This window comes from Nocardia sp. CY15, from assembly GCF_009829295.1.
GTDB classification, from domain to species: Bacteria; Actinomycetota; Actinomycetes; order Mycobacteriales; family Mycobacteriaceae; genus Nocardia; species Nocardia sputi.
Window position 1 is genome coordinate 78,495 of record NZ_VUOT01000007.1, and the last position, 15,312, is coordinate 93,806.

The 15,312-nt window shown below is 69.4% G+C and carries 12 protein-coding genes and 1 riboswitch; of the genes, 7 read left to right on the forward strand and 5 right to left on the reverse strand.

From position 1 onward, the window contains the following. Positions 1–156 precede the first annotated feature (156 nt). The 3 genes from GVY39_RS11350 (at position 157) to GVY39_RS11360 (ending at position 1,884) form a co-directional block, all read left to right on the forward strand. Complete coding sequence (locus GVY39_RS11350; protein WP_159923460.1) at positions 157–414, forward strand: hypothetical protein; 258 nt, start codon at positions 157–159, stop codon at positions 412–414. Positions 415–634: 220 nt separating this feature from the next. Then, positions 635–804, forward strand: a riboswitch (cyclic di-AMP (ydaO/yuaA leader). Positions 805–882: 78 nt separating this feature from the next. Then, positions 883–1,476 carry a C40 family peptidase gene (locus GVY39_RS11355; RefSeq protein WP_159923458.1) on the forward strand — a complete coding sequence of 198 codons (594 nt, stop codon included), beginning with the start codon at positions 883–885 and terminating at the stop codon, positions 1,474–1,476. Between the two features lie 3 nt (positions 1,477–1,479). Continuing rightward, the gene (locus tag GVY39_RS11360) at positions 1,480–1,884 is read left to right on the forward strand and encodes an RNA-binding S4 domain-containing protein (RefSeq protein WP_223519610.1); all 405 of its coding nucleotides are present in this window, start codon (positions 1,480–1,482) and stop codon (positions 1,882–1,884) included. 25 nt (positions 1,885–1,909) lie between these two features. On the opposite strand, the gene GVY39_RS11365 is transcribed toward GVY39_RS11360, so the two are convergent. The 3 genes from GVY39_RS11365 to GVY39_RS11375 are packed head-to-tail and all read right to left on the reverse strand — an operon-like array spanning position 1,910 to position 9,143. Further along, positions 1,910–3,784: a fatty acyl-AMP ligase gene (locus tag GVY39_RS11365; RefSeq protein WP_159923456.1), complete on the reverse strand. Its 1,875-nt coding sequence runs from the start codon at positions 3,782–3,784 to the stop codon at positions 1,910–1,912. Further along, positions 3,781–8,850, reverse strand: coding sequence for a type I polyketide synthase (locus tag GVY39_RS11370; protein ID WP_159923454.1), 5,070 nt, complete (start codon positions 8,848–8,850; stop codon positions 3,781–3,783). Before GVY39_RS11370 ends, GVY39_RS11365 begins: the two co-directional genes overlap by 4 nt. Next, positions 8,847–9,143 carry an acyl carrier protein gene (locus GVY39_RS11375; RefSeq protein WP_159923452.1) on the reverse strand — a complete coding sequence of 99 codons (297 nt, stop codon included), beginning with the start codon at positions 9,141–9,143 and terminating at the stop codon, positions 8,847–8,849. Before GVY39_RS11375 ends, GVY39_RS11370 begins: the two co-directional genes overlap by 4 nt. Positions 9,144–9,294: 151 nt before the next feature. Between GVY39_RS11375 and GVY39_RS11380 the strand changes: the two genes are divergently transcribed. Further along, positions 9,295–10,266, forward strand: a complete 972-nt coding sequence (locus tag GVY39_RS11380; protein ID WP_236565413.1) for an MBL fold metallo-hydrolase — start codon at positions 9,295–9,297, stop codon at positions 10,264–10,266. A gap of 3 nt (positions 10,267–10,269) precedes the next feature. Here the strand turns inward: GVY39_RS11380 and GVY39_RS11385 are convergent, their stop codons facing one another. Beyond that, positions 10,270–11,247: a nitronate monooxygenase family protein gene (locus GVY39_RS11385; protein WP_195069906.1), complete on the reverse strand. Its 978-nt coding sequence runs from the start codon at positions 11,245–11,247 to the stop codon at positions 10,270–10,272. A gap of 342 nt (positions 11,248–11,589) precedes the next feature. Here GVY39_RS11385 and fadD5 point away from each other — a divergent pair, with 342 nt between their 5' ends. Together fadD5 and GVY39_RS11395 are read left to right on the forward strand one after the other, a co-directional pair. Continuing rightward, positions 11,590–13,161, forward strand: a complete 1,572-nt coding sequence (gene fadD5, locus GVY39_RS11390) for a fatty-acid--CoA ligase FadD5 (RefSeq protein ID WP_159923450.1) — start codon at positions 11,590–11,592, stop codon at positions 13,159–13,161. A gap of 67 nt (positions 13,162–13,228) precedes the next feature. Beyond that, complete coding sequence (locus GVY39_RS11395; RefSeq protein WP_159923448.1) at positions 13,229–13,831, forward strand: cysteine hydrolase; 603 nt, start codon at positions 13,229–13,231, stop codon at positions 13,829–13,831. A gap of 91 nt (positions 13,832–13,922) precedes the next feature. Here GVY39_RS11395 and GVY39_RS11400 read toward each other — a convergent pair whose 3' ends face one another. Beyond that, complete coding sequence (locus GVY39_RS11400) at positions 13,923–14,507, reverse strand: TetR/AcrR family transcriptional regulator (protein WP_236565412.1); 585 nt, start codon at positions 14,505–14,507, stop codon at positions 13,923–13,925. Positions 14,508–14,605: 98 nt separating this feature from the next. Between GVY39_RS11400 and GVY39_RS11405 the strand changes: the two genes are divergently transcribed. Continuing rightward, positions 14,606–15,289, forward strand: coding sequence for a class I SAM-dependent methyltransferase (locus GVY39_RS11405; protein WP_159923444.1), 684 nt, complete (start codon positions 14,606–14,608; stop codon positions 15,287–15,289). Positions 15,290–15,312: the final 23 nt, after the last annotated feature.

Here is a 15,312-nt window from a genome sequence, read left to right on the forward strand (position 1 = left end):
CGTAGCGCGTTTCGTCCGGATAGTCTGGGCACATCTACGGTGTGTCCTAGAGAGCCCTAGCGGCCGGTATCGCACTATTGCTCTCGCCGTGGGTTCTCTAGGCTGGTGGCGGTTCGCCAGAATGGTCGCGCGCACGGCGCGCGGGAACGGAGGGGCATGTCCGACGAACCGGCTCCCGTCGGCCTCGCTGAAGTGGTGAGATCCTGGAATGTCCCCGTGGGCGCCACGGTGGCCCAGCGCATCCGGTCCAACATCCTCATCGCGATCGAACGCGGCTACGACGATCCCCAACTGGTCGCCGATCTCGCGGTCGGCCCGCTGGTCATGGCGCTCGGCGGACTCGAGGTCGAACTGGCCGAGGCGCGCCGCAGGATCGATGAGCTCGAGCGCGCGGTGCACGGAACGCAGGCTTGAGCGCGGTGCTGGCATAGCGGATGCGTTGTCCGTCGGTGACCTGTCGACGCCCGAGTGAGATCGAATCGTGACCGGACCACAGACCACTGCTTTCGTCCCGTGCGCCGCGGGCGCGGCAGCTATGGAAAAGATGCAGCTCTGTGCGCTGGACAACAACGCGTCTGCACCGTAATCTTCTCGTGACTTAGTGGAACCAGTCGCTTCGTAAGAGAAACGGCGCCACTAGTTACCGCCTTAACGGCTGTCGGGGCCAACCGGTCTCGGCTGTCGTGCCGGGGACCCACAGGTTCGTCTGGGGTGAATCCTTGCGGCCACTTTCGGCCGCCAGGTAGGGCCGTTCTCCCGGTCCGAACCCGTCAGCTAACCCGGTCGGCGGAAGAGCAGCAAGATCGGAGACGTAGCTCGGTGGGTAAACACAGCTTGCAGCGGGATTCTCGGGTACCGAATTCCGTCAAGGGTGCGATTGTCATGGGTGCGGTGGCCGCGACCGGCGCCATGCCTGCGATTCCGGCCATGGCCGCAACCATCAACGTTCCCGGTGTCGGCAACTTCGACGTTCCGCAGGAATGGGAACAGCCGGTTCAGCAGCTCAATCAGCAGATCCAGCAGGCACTCGCGGCTGTTCCCGCCGCCCCCCAGACGCCGCAGGAAGTCGCTCCCCAGGCTCCCAACTTCGCACCGATGCTCCCGGGCCTGTTCGGCCAGCAGCAGAGCAACACCGCGGGTGAGATCGCCCTCGATGCCGCGAAGACCAAGGTCGGCGCCCAGTACTCCTGGGGCGCAGCTGGGCCCCGCGCCTTCGACTGCTCCGGCCTCGTCCAGTGGGCGTTCCGCCAGGCGGGCGTCGAACTGCCCCGCACCAGCTTCGAGCAGTCGCACGTGGGCGCTCCGGTCGCTTACCACGAACTGCAGCCGGGCGACATCGTCATCACCAACGGCGGCGGTCACGCAGGCATCTACGCCGGCGACAACAAACTGCTGAATGCGGTGCAGTCGGGTACGCCGGTGTCCTACACGCCGCTGCGCCCTGACATGGTGGTCACCGCACGCCGTATCGTCTGACGAGTGGCCCGCGCCGAATCCGGCATCCAGAGCAGCGCGACCCAGGCCCGCGTCGATTCGTGGACCTGGGCGGTGCGTCTGTTCAAAACCAGATCCGCCGCCGCGGAGGCTTGTCGCGGCGGGCACGTCCGGGTAAACGGCGCGACGGCCAAGCCCGCGCAGCCCGTGCGCCCTGGTGACGAGGTACGCATCCGGATCAGCGGTATCGAGCGCATTGTGGTCGTGGAGCGGATCGTCACCAAGCGCGTCGGCGCACCCATCGCCGCCCAATGCCTGATCGATCGAAGTCCACCGCCTCCGCCGCGGGAAATAGTGGCGAGCATGCCCCGACGCGACCGCGGCGCGGGGCGCCCCACCAAGCGGGAGCGTCGCGAGACCGATCGCCTCATGGGCCGACCCGAGCACTGAACGAAAGCCCGCGAGAGCGCGTTCTTCAGATCATCGCCACCGGACTCAGGTGACCCGCCAGATAACGGGCTCTGCACTCGCCGCGGCGGAGCTTCCCGCTGCTGGTCTTGGGAATCCGTCCCGGCTCGACGAGCAGTACCGCACCGGGCATCACCTCATGGGTGGACGCGATCGCGGTGCGGATGCGCCGGGCCAATGTGAACAGTTCGATGGGCTCGCCGCCGCTCGCCGTGACCAGTTCGGCGACCACGACCAGGTCTTCGCGCAGCCCGTCGTCGTGACCGAACGCCGTCACATGACCCGGCCTGATCTCCGCCGCACACGCCTGCACCGTCGCCTCGATGTCGGCGGGATAGTGATTGCGTCCGTCGACCACGATGACGTCCTTGCGGCGGCCGGCGATGTAGAGCTGTCCCTCGTGCTGGAACCCCAGATCGCCGGTGCGCAGCCAGCGCGCAACGCTTCCCGGCAGCGTGGCGCCGAAGACTTCGTCGGTGGCATCCGGCCTGCCGAAATACCCGGCGCACACATTGCTTCCGGACACCCAGATCTCACCGACCCGGCCCGCGGGCAGCACTGTCCCCGCCACCGGGTCGACGATCCGCAGTTCCTGACCCACCGGTGCGCCGCATCCGACCAACGGCACACCCTCCTGGGTTCCCGGCGCGGCATCGGCCAGCACGACCGCGCGACCTTCGGCCAGTGCGGCACGGTCGAAGCGGTGCCACACCGGGACCTCGTTCTGGCCGCAGACCGTGACCGTGAGGGTGGCCTCGGCCAAGCCGAAGCCCGGGGTGTGCGCGTGATGGCGGAAGCCGTAGGGGCCGAAGGTCTCGGTGAATTCGTCGAGCGCGTCGGCGCGGACGGGCTCGGAGCCGTTGAGCAGGAGGTCCAGGCCGGACAGATCCAGCCCGGCCCGTTCCGCGGGCGTGGTGCCCGAAATCGCCAGCTGCAGACCGAAATTGGGGCATCCCGTGGTGCCGGCGCGGTAGTCGGCGATCGCGCGCAGCCAGCGGACGGGGCGCTTGACGAACTCCACGGGCGCCAGTGTGATGCCGTGCACGCCCAACGACAGCGGCAGTGCCAGGCCGAGGATCAAACCCATGTCGTGAAAGAACGGCAGCCAGGTTACGACGGGCCGATCGGCCGCGGTCGACACGGCGTGCCCGAGCTGCGTCAAGGCCGTGGCGAGGTTCTCGTGTGTGACCTGGACGCCGGCGGGCGACTTGGTCGATCCGGAGGTGTACTGCAGGTACGCCAGCTCGTCGCAAACCGGATCAATGATGGGTGCGACCGCCGCCGGATCCGTCACCCACCCGACCGCCCGGGTGTCCGGTGCGGCCGAACGTGTTCGCAGCGACCCCGCGTGCCGCGCAATCGCGTCAGCGGTACTCGCCGCCATCGGCACAGGATCCACGGTCGAGGCGACTTGCTCCGTCGGTTCCCGTTCGGGTCCGGACAGTTCCGGCGGCAGAGCGACCACGCGACCCAATGCCGGTCCGAGGATCGGTGCGGTGATCTCGTCGTGGGCCGAGAGCAGGCCGATCGTGGGACGGGCATCGGCCAGGACGGCCTGCAGGCGGTCTCGGTTGCGCGCGCCCGCGGCCGGGAACAGCGGCACCGCGACCCTGTTGCTGTACAGACAGGCGAGAAATGCCACCGCGTAGTCGATTCCGTGGGCGCAGAGGATGGCCACGCGATCACCTGGCGCGCTCTCCTGCCGCAGCCGAGCGGCCAGCGCGCCGGCCGCGGCATGCAGTCCGGAATAGGTCAGCGTGACCGGCACGCGTTCCCGCGCCTGGAAGCGCAGTTCGGTGAAGGCGGGTTCATCCGGCCTGGTGGCCGCCCATCTGGCTACCGAAGTCGCGAGACCATTCCCGGTGCTCCGGTCGCCGGTCACGATGTGTCGCCGGTGTTCGCGGTGACCCGCTCCAGCAGGGCGGCGCCGAGGGCGGTGATGGTCGGGTGCTTGAACAACTCGGCGGTGGCGATCCGGACGCGCAACCGGGTTTCCAGGTTCCGTCGCATCTCGATCGCGAGCAGTGAGGTCAGCCCCAGGTCGTTGAAGTCGGCCGCCGGGTCGATGTGCTCGGCGGGCAGATCGAGCGTGCTCGCCAGGACGCGGCGGATGGTCGTGGTCAGCGGTTCGGCGGGCTCCGGTGGCGCGGGCGTGCGGGCGGACGCGTTGTCCCGGGGTGAAGCGGGACTCGAGTCGAGCAGATCCGTCAAGCGCAGAGCTACTGGTGAGGTGTCGGTGGTCGGGGTGTGATTCAGCGCGAGCAGATAGGGTCCGTCATAGCGCAAGACCTGGGCCAGCACGGCGCTTCCGCGCCGCAGGTCGATCGCCCCGACGCCCGCTCGCCGCAGGTGGCTCGCCCCGCCTGCCGCCGCGGCGAGGCCGGAATCCCACAGTCCCCAGCCGATGCTGAGAATCCGTCTGCCCGGGTGACGGTGTGCCAGAGCGTCCATCGCCGCGTTGGCGGCGGCGTAGGCCGCCTGCCCCGGCGCTCCCAGCGCGCCGGTGGCGGAGGAGAACAACAGGACGAAGTCGGTGGCGTCGGTCGCGGTGAGCTCGATCAGGTTGCCCGCGGCGGTGGGCTTGGGCAGGAACATCCTGGCCAGCTGACCCGCGGTGACGGCGTCGAACGCGGCGTCCTCGAGCACGCCCGCCGCGTGCACGACCCCGCGGATCGCCGAGTCGGACGCTCGGATATCGCTGAGCGCGTTGGCCAGATCGTCCCGGTCGGCGGCGTCGCAGCGCACCACGACGATGCGGTCCTCCAAGCCGTCGAGCAGCGCGGGCACCGGGCGGGGGGCACGGGTCAGCACCACCACGTCTCGTGCGCCCGCGTCGAGCAACCAGCGCACGGCGACCGAGCCGAGGACGCCGAGCCCGCCGGTGACGACGTAGGTCCCGCCCGCGTCGATGCCCGCGACCGGCAAGGCTCGCGCTCGCGCGGGTATGAAGCGCCGGACGGCTATGTCGCCCGACCACAGGCGCAGCTCGCCGGGGATCCTCCTGTCGGTATCCGCCACCAGCCGGGTGAGTAGCGGCAAGTTCCCGACGCCGGGATCGGTCCAGACCAGCCGCACCGTACGGCCCGTCTCGAGCTGGAGCGAGCGCACCAGCCCCGCGATCGCCCCAGCCTCGACCGAGGTCTGCGTACCGGGCTCGTCGGGCCGCGAGTGTGATCGGGCCGTCTCCAGGGGCAGGAAGACCGTCACGGACGCGGTGGCGTCATGGGCCGAGAGCAGTTGCAGCAGTTCCAGGACCCGACTGGTCGCGGCGGCGCTGTCGCCGTCGCGTGCGCCGGAGTCGGCGGGCCAGACCACCGCTACGGCGTGGCCGCCGCCGCGACCGGTCAGCACTGCGGTGACGATGGGGCTCGCGTCGTCCGGTTCCCGTGCGATCCGTTCGGTCGGCACCTCGGCGTCCAGTGCGCGGGCGAGCCGCACCGCGAGGTCGGAGGCGCCGACCACCACCGCACGGCGTACGAGGGTTCCGGCCCCGGGCGCGTCGCCGAGCCCGAGCGATTCGGGATCCCGCGGCTCCCAAGCCTCCTGTCGGAATGGCGCGGTCTGGTTGTCGTACTCGGCACGTGCCGAGCGAAGTGCGCCGCGCTCCTCCTCGGCGCCGGGTTCGGCGTAGCGGATGTGCACACCGGAGAAGGCGAGACAGGGCACGCCGTGCTGATCGGTCGCGATGACATCACCGACCAGCCCGGTGTCGCTGCGCTCCCGGATCAGCGCGTGCACCTCGAGCACGTGGCGGTTCGGCTCGTGCGACAACCAGGCCGAGTCCATGCCGATCGGCAGCGGAATCGAAGGCGTGGGCAAGTCGTCGAATACCGCCGCGGCGAGCACTTGCAGGCAGCCGTCCAGCGTTGCGGTGCGATGCAATTCCGCGGCGTCGAACAGGCCCAGTGCCCGTCCGGTGCCCACGGCGATGCCGCGCAGCGCACGGAACCGGGGACCGTACTCCAGCCGCCTGCGGCGCAATTCCTGGTAGAAGGCGCCGGTGGTGATGACCCGCATCTGGTGCCGGGCGGCTCGGTTTGCGTCGACCACCCGCATCCATGCGACGATATCCGCGGGTGTGGGGTCACCGGCGGGCCGGGCCGAAGCCAGCGTCCCGGTGCCCGTGACCTCCGCCCGCACGCTTTGCTCCACACCCGGGCCGCGATAGACCACCTCGGGCAGTGCGCTCGGATCGGTCCGCTCGTGCACGGCGAAATCGGCCAAGGTGGCCGTCGCGGAGGTGTCCCGAGCCAGGTGCAGCAGCCTCCGCAGCCAGAAGACGGCGGGGACGGCGCTGTCGCCGTGTATCACGTGATGGGCGAGATCTTCGGCGGCGAAAGCGGATTCCGGTACGTGCGCGCTCGCGGGCCCAGCCACCAGCAGCGGGAACTCACGCTTGCGCCACTGCCGCGGTGCGGGCGCGGCGAACGGGCCCAGCGCCGACCAGTCGACCGGCCGCCCCTCCAGGTACAACCACGCCAAACCCGTGAGAAAGCCGCTCGCCTCGTCATCGCGCAGGGCTACCGAATGCGCGCCGTCGCGGAAGTCCGGATACTCCCGCACCGCCGAGAGCAACACGGGGTGCGGGCCGATTTCGACCACGGTCGAGATCCCGTCTTCGGCCGCGCGCTCCATGGCGGCCGCCAATTCCACTGTGCCCGCCGCATTCTCGGCCCAATAATCGCGGTCCATGGCCGCGGTGGTGAGCTTCGCGCCGCGCCGGGCGGTGGAGTACACCGGCACGCGCGGCGCCAGCGGGGTGATTTCGGTCAACGCCGTGACGAAGGGCGCGAGCACGGTGGCGACCTGAGGGCTGTGCGCGGCGAAGTCGACGGCGAGCTTGCGCGCGAACATGTTCCGGCGCGTGGCCCGGCGCACCAGCGTGTCGACATACCGGGGGGTGCCGGATACGACCACCGACCGTGGGCCGTTGACGGCGGCGATCGCCACCTCCGCGCGCATCGGTTCCACGAGTTTCGCCGCTTCGTCCGGGTCCGCCTCCAGCACCGCCATCGCGCCGCGTCCGTCCAGATGCGCGAGGGTCGCGCTGCGCAGCACCACCACGCGGGCCGCGTCCGTGAGCGAGAGCGCGCCGCTCACCGCCGCCGCCGCGATCTCCCCCAAACTGTGTCCGGCCACGGCGTCGGGACGAATCCCCCATGCCGCCAACAGCTTCACCAGCGCCACCTGGAACGCGAACAACGCCGGTTGCACCAGATCGGTGGCTTGCGCGTCCCCCGCGGAGGTGAAACCGTGGCGCGGCGTCCAGATCCGTGGACCGCCCGCCACCACGATCGCTTCGGTCGTCTCGGCGAGCGCGGCGGCGAAGACCGGGTACCGAGCCGCCAGCGCGCGGCCCATTTGCGGATGTTGACCGCCCTGTCCGGAGAACAGGAACAGCAGGCCGCCGCGGCGGCGGTTCGCCACGGGGCCGAGCGCCGCGTCGGTGTCGCCGTGGGCGAAGGCGCGCAGCCGGTGCACCACGTCACCGTGATCGTGCGCGAGGACCGCGGCCCGGGCCGACTCGGGAAGCAGCCGCGCCGTGGCGGATGCCGGGGCACGCAGCGGTGGCCGCACCGTGTCCAGTTCATCGGCCAGCCGCAGTGCGCGCTCGCGCAATTCCTCGTCGTCGCGGCCCGTGAGCGGCAGCAGCAGCGGGAAGTGTTCGTCGCGCTCGGGCACGGCGGGCGTAACGCCCCGCAGGACGATGTGTGCGATCGTGCCGCCGAACCCGAAGGAACTGACACCCGCCACGCGCTGCGGCGCGGTCACGCGGCTCCAGTCGACCGGCTCGGTCGGCACGCGCAGCCCGCGTTCGGCCAAATGCAGCAGGGGATGCTCGACGTGGACGTTGATCGTCGGCGCGATCACGCCGTGGTGGATGGACAGCGCGGTCTTCACCATCCCGGTGACGCCCGCGGCGGCCTCCAGATGTCCGATATTGGACTTCACCGAACCGATCCAGATCGGATCGTCCGCGCCACCGCCGAGCGCGGCCGCGAGCGCGCCGACTTCCACCGCGTCGCCCAACGGCGTGCCGGTGCCGTGGCATTCGATGTAGCCAGCACTGCTGGGCGGGCGTCCGGCCCTCGACCACGCCGCGCGCACCGTCTCCTGCTGGGCGCGGCCGTTCGGGGCGTACAGGCCGTTCGAGCGCCCGTCCGACCCGACGGCGGCGCCGATGATCTCTGCGTACACCCGGTTGCCTTCGCGCATCGCGTCCGCGCTGCGCTGCAGGACCACCACGGCGCAGCCGTCGCCGCGGGTGTAGCCGTCCGCCGTGGCGTCGAACGGCGTCGTGCGTCCGCCTGGCGACAGGAAACCCCCCTCGGCCAGGTAGTTCGTCGTATGTTCCAGCAATACGAGATTGACCCCGCCCACGATGGCGAACGGCACCGTGCCGTCGGCGAGCAGACGCACCGCGAGGTCCACCGCGGCGAGCGAGGACGAGCAGGCGCTGTCGAGCACCAGGCTCGGACCGCGCAGATCGAGCACGTAGGACAGCCGGTTGGCGATGATGCTGAGCGCGGAACCGGTCACCGCGTAGGGGGCGTCGTGGCCGGCCCGGCCGAGCACCGCGATGCCGTGGTCGTATCCTGACGCGCCGAACACGACGGCGGCGCCGGAACCGCGGGCGCGATAACCGATCCCGGCGTCGTCGAGCGCCTCGACGGCGACTTCCAGCGCGAGCCGCTGCTGCGGATCCATGACCGCGGCCTCGCGCTCGGAGATGGCGAACCAGTCGTTGTCGAAGGACTCGACGTCGTCGAGGTACCCGCCGCGCCGGGAGCCCAGCCGTCCTGCGGGCGGGGTGGACGTGGCGTCGCGGCCCTCTACCAACAGCTGCCAGAACTCGGCTACGCTCGCCGCTCCGGGCAATCGGCAGCCGATGCCGATGATGGAGACGGGAGGATGCGAGCCTGCGGAATCAGTAGGCGCGCTGCTCATCGCATCGCGAGATACTCGACAAGCTGTTCGATGTCCGGATGGTCGTAGATCGCGGTCAGCGGAACCTCGACTCCCATAGCGTCTTCGAGATGGGCGGTCAGCCTCGCAAGCTGGGTGGAACCGAGGCCGAGATCGGTGAAGGGCGAGCTGGTCGACACCGTGGCGGCGTCGACGCCTAGTAGATCCGCGACAGCAAGGACGGCGGCGGAAGTGAGCGCGGTGCGTCGGTGGTAGCCGAGCGGACCGTCGTTCTCCTGCGCACGCCTGTGCCCGTCGGGAAGACTGGGCCGCATCGCGTTCTCCCTCCCCGTCTCCCGGCTGCTGTTACCAACGTAAGAACGGTACCCACGCGATTATGCCGGAGAAATCGTCCGGGGCAAGGTCGCGTTTGCGCTGCCAGCCCGCCTCTTTCGCGAACCGGCGGCGATCACATACCGTGGCATCGTGACCGAACCGGACAGCGGTGCCGCCACCCGTGCCGAGCGCACTCCGACTCTGCCCATCCTGCTGCGCTGCTGCGCCGCGCTGGCGGCCACGCCGGGCCGGTTGCTACGGCCCCGCCGCCCCGACACCGCGCTGCTGGCAGGCCTCGAGGTACGGCCGCTGCCCGCAGCGAGCGCCACGGTCCGGCTCACCGTGCTGACCCAGGCCACCATGTCCGCGCCAACCACCATCGTGGCCGAGGGCGTGCGCAGCCTGCGGGAGATGCGGCTGTCGATGGCGGCGTTCCTGGTCGAGCATCCGAAGGCGCGTTTCCTGGTCGATCCCGCCTTGTGCGCGGGCGTGCACGAGCGCGTGCTGCCCGAACTGCCGTTCCCGATTCCGCTGCTCGTGGCGCCGGACAAGCCGGTGCTCGGTCTGTCCGACGCGCTCGCCGCGCACGGCATCGCGGGTGCCGACATAGATTTCGTGGTGCCGACTCACCTGCACTGGGATCACGTCTCGGGCCTGCTGGAATTGCCCGCCTCGGTCGAGGTGCGGTTACCCGCGGCCGAGTACGACTGGGCGATGGGCGGCCCGCACGCACCGGCCGGTGTGGCGCGCGGCCCCCTGCGGGGCCGCGCCTTCGACCGCTTCGAGCTGGACGGACCGCCGGTGCTGACGTTCCCGCGCAGCAAAGACCTCTTCGGCGACGGTTCGGTGCTGCTGGTCGATCTCGCGGGCCATACGCCCGGCAGCATCGGCGTGTTGCTGGCGGTGGACGACGGCACCCGCGTGCTGTTCGCGGGCGACGCCGTCTGGAGCAAGCTGCAGGTAGATCTGCTGCGGGAGAAGGCGCCGATGCCGGGCAAGCTGTTCGACGCCGACCGGGATGCCGCCTTCACCACCATCCACCGCTTACACGCGCTGCCCGACGGCATCGAACTGGTCGCGAGCCACGACTACGCAGCCGTCACCGCCCGCGCGGCGAAATGAGTCTCAGCTCACCACGACGGTTTCGGCGAGGCGGGCTGTGATCAGCTGCTCGGCCTCGGTGACCATCCGGCCGATCAGCTCGGCGCAGGTCGGGATGTCGTGGATCAAGCCCTGGCACAGGCCGACCGACCAGATGCCCGCGTCCAAGTCGCCCTCGTCGAACACTCGACGGCCGCGCGCTCCCGCGACCAGATCCCGCACGTCGTCGAAGGTCCCGCCGGCCTTCTCGATCTCGACGACCTTGCGGCTGACCTCGTTGTCCGCGACACGCGCCGTGTTGCGCATGGTGCGGAAGATGAGCTGGGTGTCGCGCTCGGAATTCGCGACGATCTTCTCCTTGACCTTCTGATCGATCGAGGACTCCTGGGTGCACAGGAATCGGGTGCCCATGTTGACGCCGTCCGCGCCTAGGGCGAGCGCGGCGACCAGCCCGCGGGCGTCGGCGATCCCGCCGGAGGCGATCATCGGAATGCTCAGCTCGCGGGCGGCGGCCGGGATGAGGACGAGGCCGGGGACGTCGTCCTCACCGGGATGGCCCGCGCATTCGAAACCGTCGATGCTCACTCCGTCCACGCCGATCCGCTCCGCCTTCAGCGCGTGCCGCACGCTGGTGCACTTGTGCAGCACCTTGATGCCCGCGTCCTTGTAGTACGGCAGGAACGGCTCCGGGTTGCTACCCGCCGTCTCGACGATCCCGACGCCGCTGTCGATGATCGCCCGCACGTACTCCGCGTACGGCGGCGGGTTGATCGACGGCAAAATGGTGACGTTCACGCCGAAGGGCTTGTCGGTCAGTTCCCTGGTGCGCGCGATCTCGCGGCGCAGGTCGTCCGGGGTCGGCTGGGTCAGGGCGGTGATGAAGCCGAGCCCGCCCGCGTTGGCGACGGCCGCGACGAGCTCGGCCCGCCCGACCCACATCATGCCGCCCTGCACGATCGGGTGTCGCACCCCGAACTTCTCGGTGAACCTGGTCCGCAGCATTGCGCTTCTCCTGTATCTCGCGCGGGCGTGCCGGTTCGCCCGTTGCGGTCGATGGTGACACGGGAATCACCGAGTATTCAACTTATAAGTGAGCCGAGGTTCGCATGTTCGATGATCTTCTCCGGGTCGGTTTCCGCTGCGCCTCCCCTCCATGCGAGATCAAATGGCCTGCTAGAAAGCTCGAATTCGAAGTGGATCACCGGGACGGGCTGATTAACCGGGATTCATACGGCAATCTCTTGCCGCGCGATTATGTTAGTTGTTATTCTGCACGCGATTCAGCCCGTCGCCGCCGTCGGACATCCCGGCGGGCCGATGGCGGTCCGAGAGGAGTTCGTGGCAATGACCACCGGGGCAGTAGTGCTCGACGAGCCGATCAGGTCGCGGCGTAACCACTGGAACAACCAGGTCGCCGTGCACGCGCAGATGCGCCCGGACGCGGTCGCGGTGCGGTTCCGCGGCGTGGACACCACCTGGCGGCAGTTGCACGAGCGGTCGCTGAAGTTCGCCGACGGATTGGCGCGCCGGGGTGTCGGGTTCGGCGACCGGGTGCTGATCCTGGCGCTGAACTACCCGGAGTACCTCGAGGCAGTGTTCGGCATCAACGCGCTGGGCGCGGTCGCGGTCCCGGTGAACTTCCGGCTCACGCCGCCGGAGGTCGCCTACATCGTCAGCGACAGCGGAGCCAAGGCGGTCGTCACCGACACCGTGCTGCAGCCGCTGGCCACCGCGGTGCGGGCGCAGGCGCCCGCGCTGGAGACCTGCGTGGTGATCGGCGGCGCTTCCGGCGACGGCGTGGTCGGTTTCGACGACCTGCTCGCCGAACCGGGTGAGCCGCACCTCCCGCTGGACATTCCCGAGGACACGCCCAGTCTCATCATGTACACCTCGGGCACCACCGGCAGCCCGAAAGGCGCGGTGCTGACCTACGCGAATATGAACGCCCAGGCGCTGACCTGTATCCGGGCGCTGGCGATGCAACCGGAGTCGATCGGGTTGTGCACCTCGCCGCTGTTCCACATCGCCGGACTCGGCAGTCTCGCCCCGGCTTTTCTGCTCGGTTCGAAGACGGTGCTGCACCCGCTGGGTGCCTTCGACGCGGGTGAGTTCTTGGACGCGCTCGAGCAGGAGCAGGCCACCACCGCCTTCTGCGTGCCCGCGCAGTGGCAGCTGGTCTGCGACCATCCGACCGTGAAGGACCGCAAGCTCGCGCTGGAGGTACTCAGCTGGGGCGCCGCGCCCGCCTCGGACACGGTGCTGCGCGCGATGGCCGACTGCTTCCCGAACGCGTTCAACGTCGCGGTGTTCGGGCAGACGGAGATGTCGCCGATCACCTGTGTGCTGGAGGGCAAGGACGCGATCCGCAAGCTCGGCTCGGTCGGCAAGCCCATCCCGACCATCCAGGCGCGCATCGTCGACGACGAGATGAACGACGTCGCCCCCGGCGAGGTGGGTGAGATCGTCTACCGCGGGCCGACTCTCATGCAGGGCTACTGGAACAAGCCGGAGGCGACCGCCGAGGCGTTCGCGGGCGGCTGGTTCCACTCCGGCGATCTGGTCCGTCAGGACGAAGAGGGATTCGTCTACGTAGTGGACCGCAAGAAGGACATGATCATCTCCGGTGGCGAGAACATCTACTGCGCTGAGGTGGAGAACGTCCTGTTCGCGCACCCGAAGATCCGGGAGGCGGCGGTGCTGGGCCGCGCGCACGAGAAGTGGGGTGAAGTGCCGGTCGCGGTGGTCGCGCTGCACAATCCGGACGACGAGCTGACCCTCGCCGAGCTGGAACCGTTCCTCAACGAGAACCTGGCCCGTTACAAGCATCCCAAGGATCTGGTGCTGGTGTCCGAGCTGCCGCGCAACGCCAGCGGCAAGGTGGTGAAAGTGCAATTGCGCAAGGACTATTCGTCCTGAACGTCGGGTGCGTTCGTTTCACGTGAATCGGACGATGCGCGCGGGCGTGGATGCGTAAGGTCGTCGCATGGCGATCCGACGCATCCGCGCCGCCGTGCTGGCGTTGCACTGGCAGGTGAATGTCATTCGGCCCGAGGGCTTTTTCGGTCCCATGCTGGCCGCGCCCGTGGCGGCGAGCGGTGTGGTGGCGCGGGCGGCGGACTTCCACGCCGCCGCGCTCGCGGCGCGAATCCCGGTGATCTTCACCCGGTTCACCATTCCGGTCGGCGAGGGTGAGCTGGTACGCAATACCGGATTCATGCGCTCGGTCGGCGCGGCGCAGACCGAGTTCCGGCCCGATTCGCCCGGCACCGCGATCATTCCGGAGATGGCAGCGCAGCCGACGGAAGTCTTCGACAACCAGAAACTGTCCGGCCTCGCGGGCAGCAAGCTGCCGGAGTGGCTGGCGGACCAAGGCATCGAGACCCTCTTCGTCACGGGCGTCGCGACCAACCTCACCGTCGAGCAGACCGCCCGGCACGGCACCGACCTCGGCTTCATCGTGCACCCGGTGGCCGATTGCGTGGCCGCCGCCACCCCGGAAGCACACGAAGCCGCGCTGGGCAACCTCGAACTCGTCACGGCGGGCAGTATGAGCGCCACACAGGCGCTGGAACTGGTCAGCCGCTGACCAGAGTTCTCGCCGCGACGGCGTAGTCCCCAGGGCCGCTCGCCCTGGCCGATTCGTCTTGTCGTGGCTGATCAAGGCGGCGGGATCCGATTCAGTCGCGCGCGCGATCGGTCAATCCGGGACCGATCAGGCCGACCACTCGGTGGTACGCCTCCTCTGCCGAGAGCGGTGGAGTTCCCTCCGCGATCGCCCCGAGCAGGCCGACGACACCCCAGGACAAGAAGGTCACGGTGGTCGTGAACTCGTCCTCCGGCATGTCCAGCCGGTGCTCCAGCCGCTCGGCGAGGATCTGCGCGACCATCACCCTGGTCGTGCGCAGCAGCACGGTCCCGCTCTTGCGGCCGAGTAGTGCGCGGTAGATCTCGGGATTGTCGACCGCCAGCCCGAACAGCGTGCGTACCGGCGCGAGCAGTTCGGTGGATCCCTTGCCCGTTTCCGCCGCGGACATGGCGGCGCGCAGGTAGTCGGTGCTGCTGCGCAGCAGCAGATCGTCTTTGTCCCGATAATGCGCGTAGAACGTCGATCGCCCGACGTCCGCCCGTTCCAGGATGTCGCGGACGGTGATCCGGTCGTAATTGCCTTCGACCATGAGCTCGACCAGCGCCCTGTGCAGCAGCGCCCGAGTGCGCCGGACCCGGCGATCCGCGCCCTCTGCGATGTCCTGCTCTCCCGGCACGGCACCTCCCGAACAAATGTCTCGTATGCGTCCGCTTCCGGACCTTTTCGGTGACATTGGCCCTGGTCGGCGCGGCGATATCGACCGATCCTGAACTTATGTCCGGAAACGAACTCCAGTCTGCCACCAACTCCCACGACGACATCGGCGTGCTGCTCACCCAGCCGCGCCGCTACCGCGCGCTCAAGGCCGCTTTCCTGCTCGGCCGCGGCGGTCGCCTCGACGCCCGGCTCGCGGAGCTGGCCTGTCCGGCTCCCGGCGCCGAGGTCGCCGACGTCGGCTGCGGCCCCGGTGACTTCGCTCGCGTGCTTGCCCGGCGCGCGGGCCGGGTCACGGGAGTCGACCCGTCGCCGCAGATGATCGACTATGCGACCGCGCGCACCCGTGACCTGGAGAACTGCCGATTCGAGCTCGGTACGGCGCAAGCGCTTCCGCTGCCCGACTCGTCCGTGGACCTGGTGACCTCGACTTTCGCGATGCATCACATTCCGGCGGCACACCGTGGCGACGCCATCGCGCAGATGTTCCGGGTGCTGCGGCCGGGCGGTCGATTGTTGCTCGCCGACACGCATCCGACCGGTCCGTTGCTCACCGCCACGGTGCGCGTCATGGCACGGTTCGCGGCCCACCGCACGCACGACAACACGACCGACCATGGTGATCCAGTGGACGGCATCGACATTCGCCGGTATCGAGACATGCTGTGCTCGAACGGATTCGAGGACGTCGACTTCGTCGCGGTGCGTCCGTCGACCGGTGTTCTGCTGGCTACCAAGCCGTAAGGGCGTGGTCGGGCGAGCCCGTC

Bases quoted from the DNA above. Each gene is read 5' to 3' on its own strand.
- GVY39_RS11350 (WP_159923460.1), top strand. From the start codon at position 157: ATGTCCGACGAACCGGCTCCCGTCGGCCTCGCTGAAGTGGTGAGATCC.
- GVY39_RS11355 (WP_159923458.1), top strand. From the start codon at position 883: ATGGGTGCGGTGGCCGCGACCGGCGCCATGCCTGCGATTCCGGCCATG.
- GVY39_RS11370 (WP_159923454.1), bottom strand. From the start codon at position 8,850: ATGAGCAGCGCGCCTACTGATTCCGCAGGCTCGCATCCTCCCGTCTCC.
- GVY39_RS11375 (WP_159923452.1), bottom strand. From the start codon at position 9,143: ATGCGGCCCAGTCTTCCCGACGGGCACAGGCGTGCGCAGGAGAACGAC.
- GVY39_RS11385 (WP_195069906.1), bottom strand. From the start codon at position 11,247: ATGCTGCGGACCAGGTTCACCGAGAAGTTCGGGGTGCGACACCCGATC.
- fadD5 (WP_159923450.1), top strand. From the start codon at position 11,590: ATGACCACCGGGGCAGTAGTGCTCGACGAGCCGATCAGGTCGCGGCGT.
- GVY39_RS11395 (WP_159923448.1), top strand. From the start codon at position 13,229: ATGGCGATCCGACGCATCCGCGCCGCCGTGCTGGCGTTGCACTGGCAG.
- GVY39_RS11405 (WP_159923444.1), top strand. From the start codon at position 14,606: ATGTCCGGAAACGAACTCCAGTCTGCCACCAACTCCCACGACGACATC.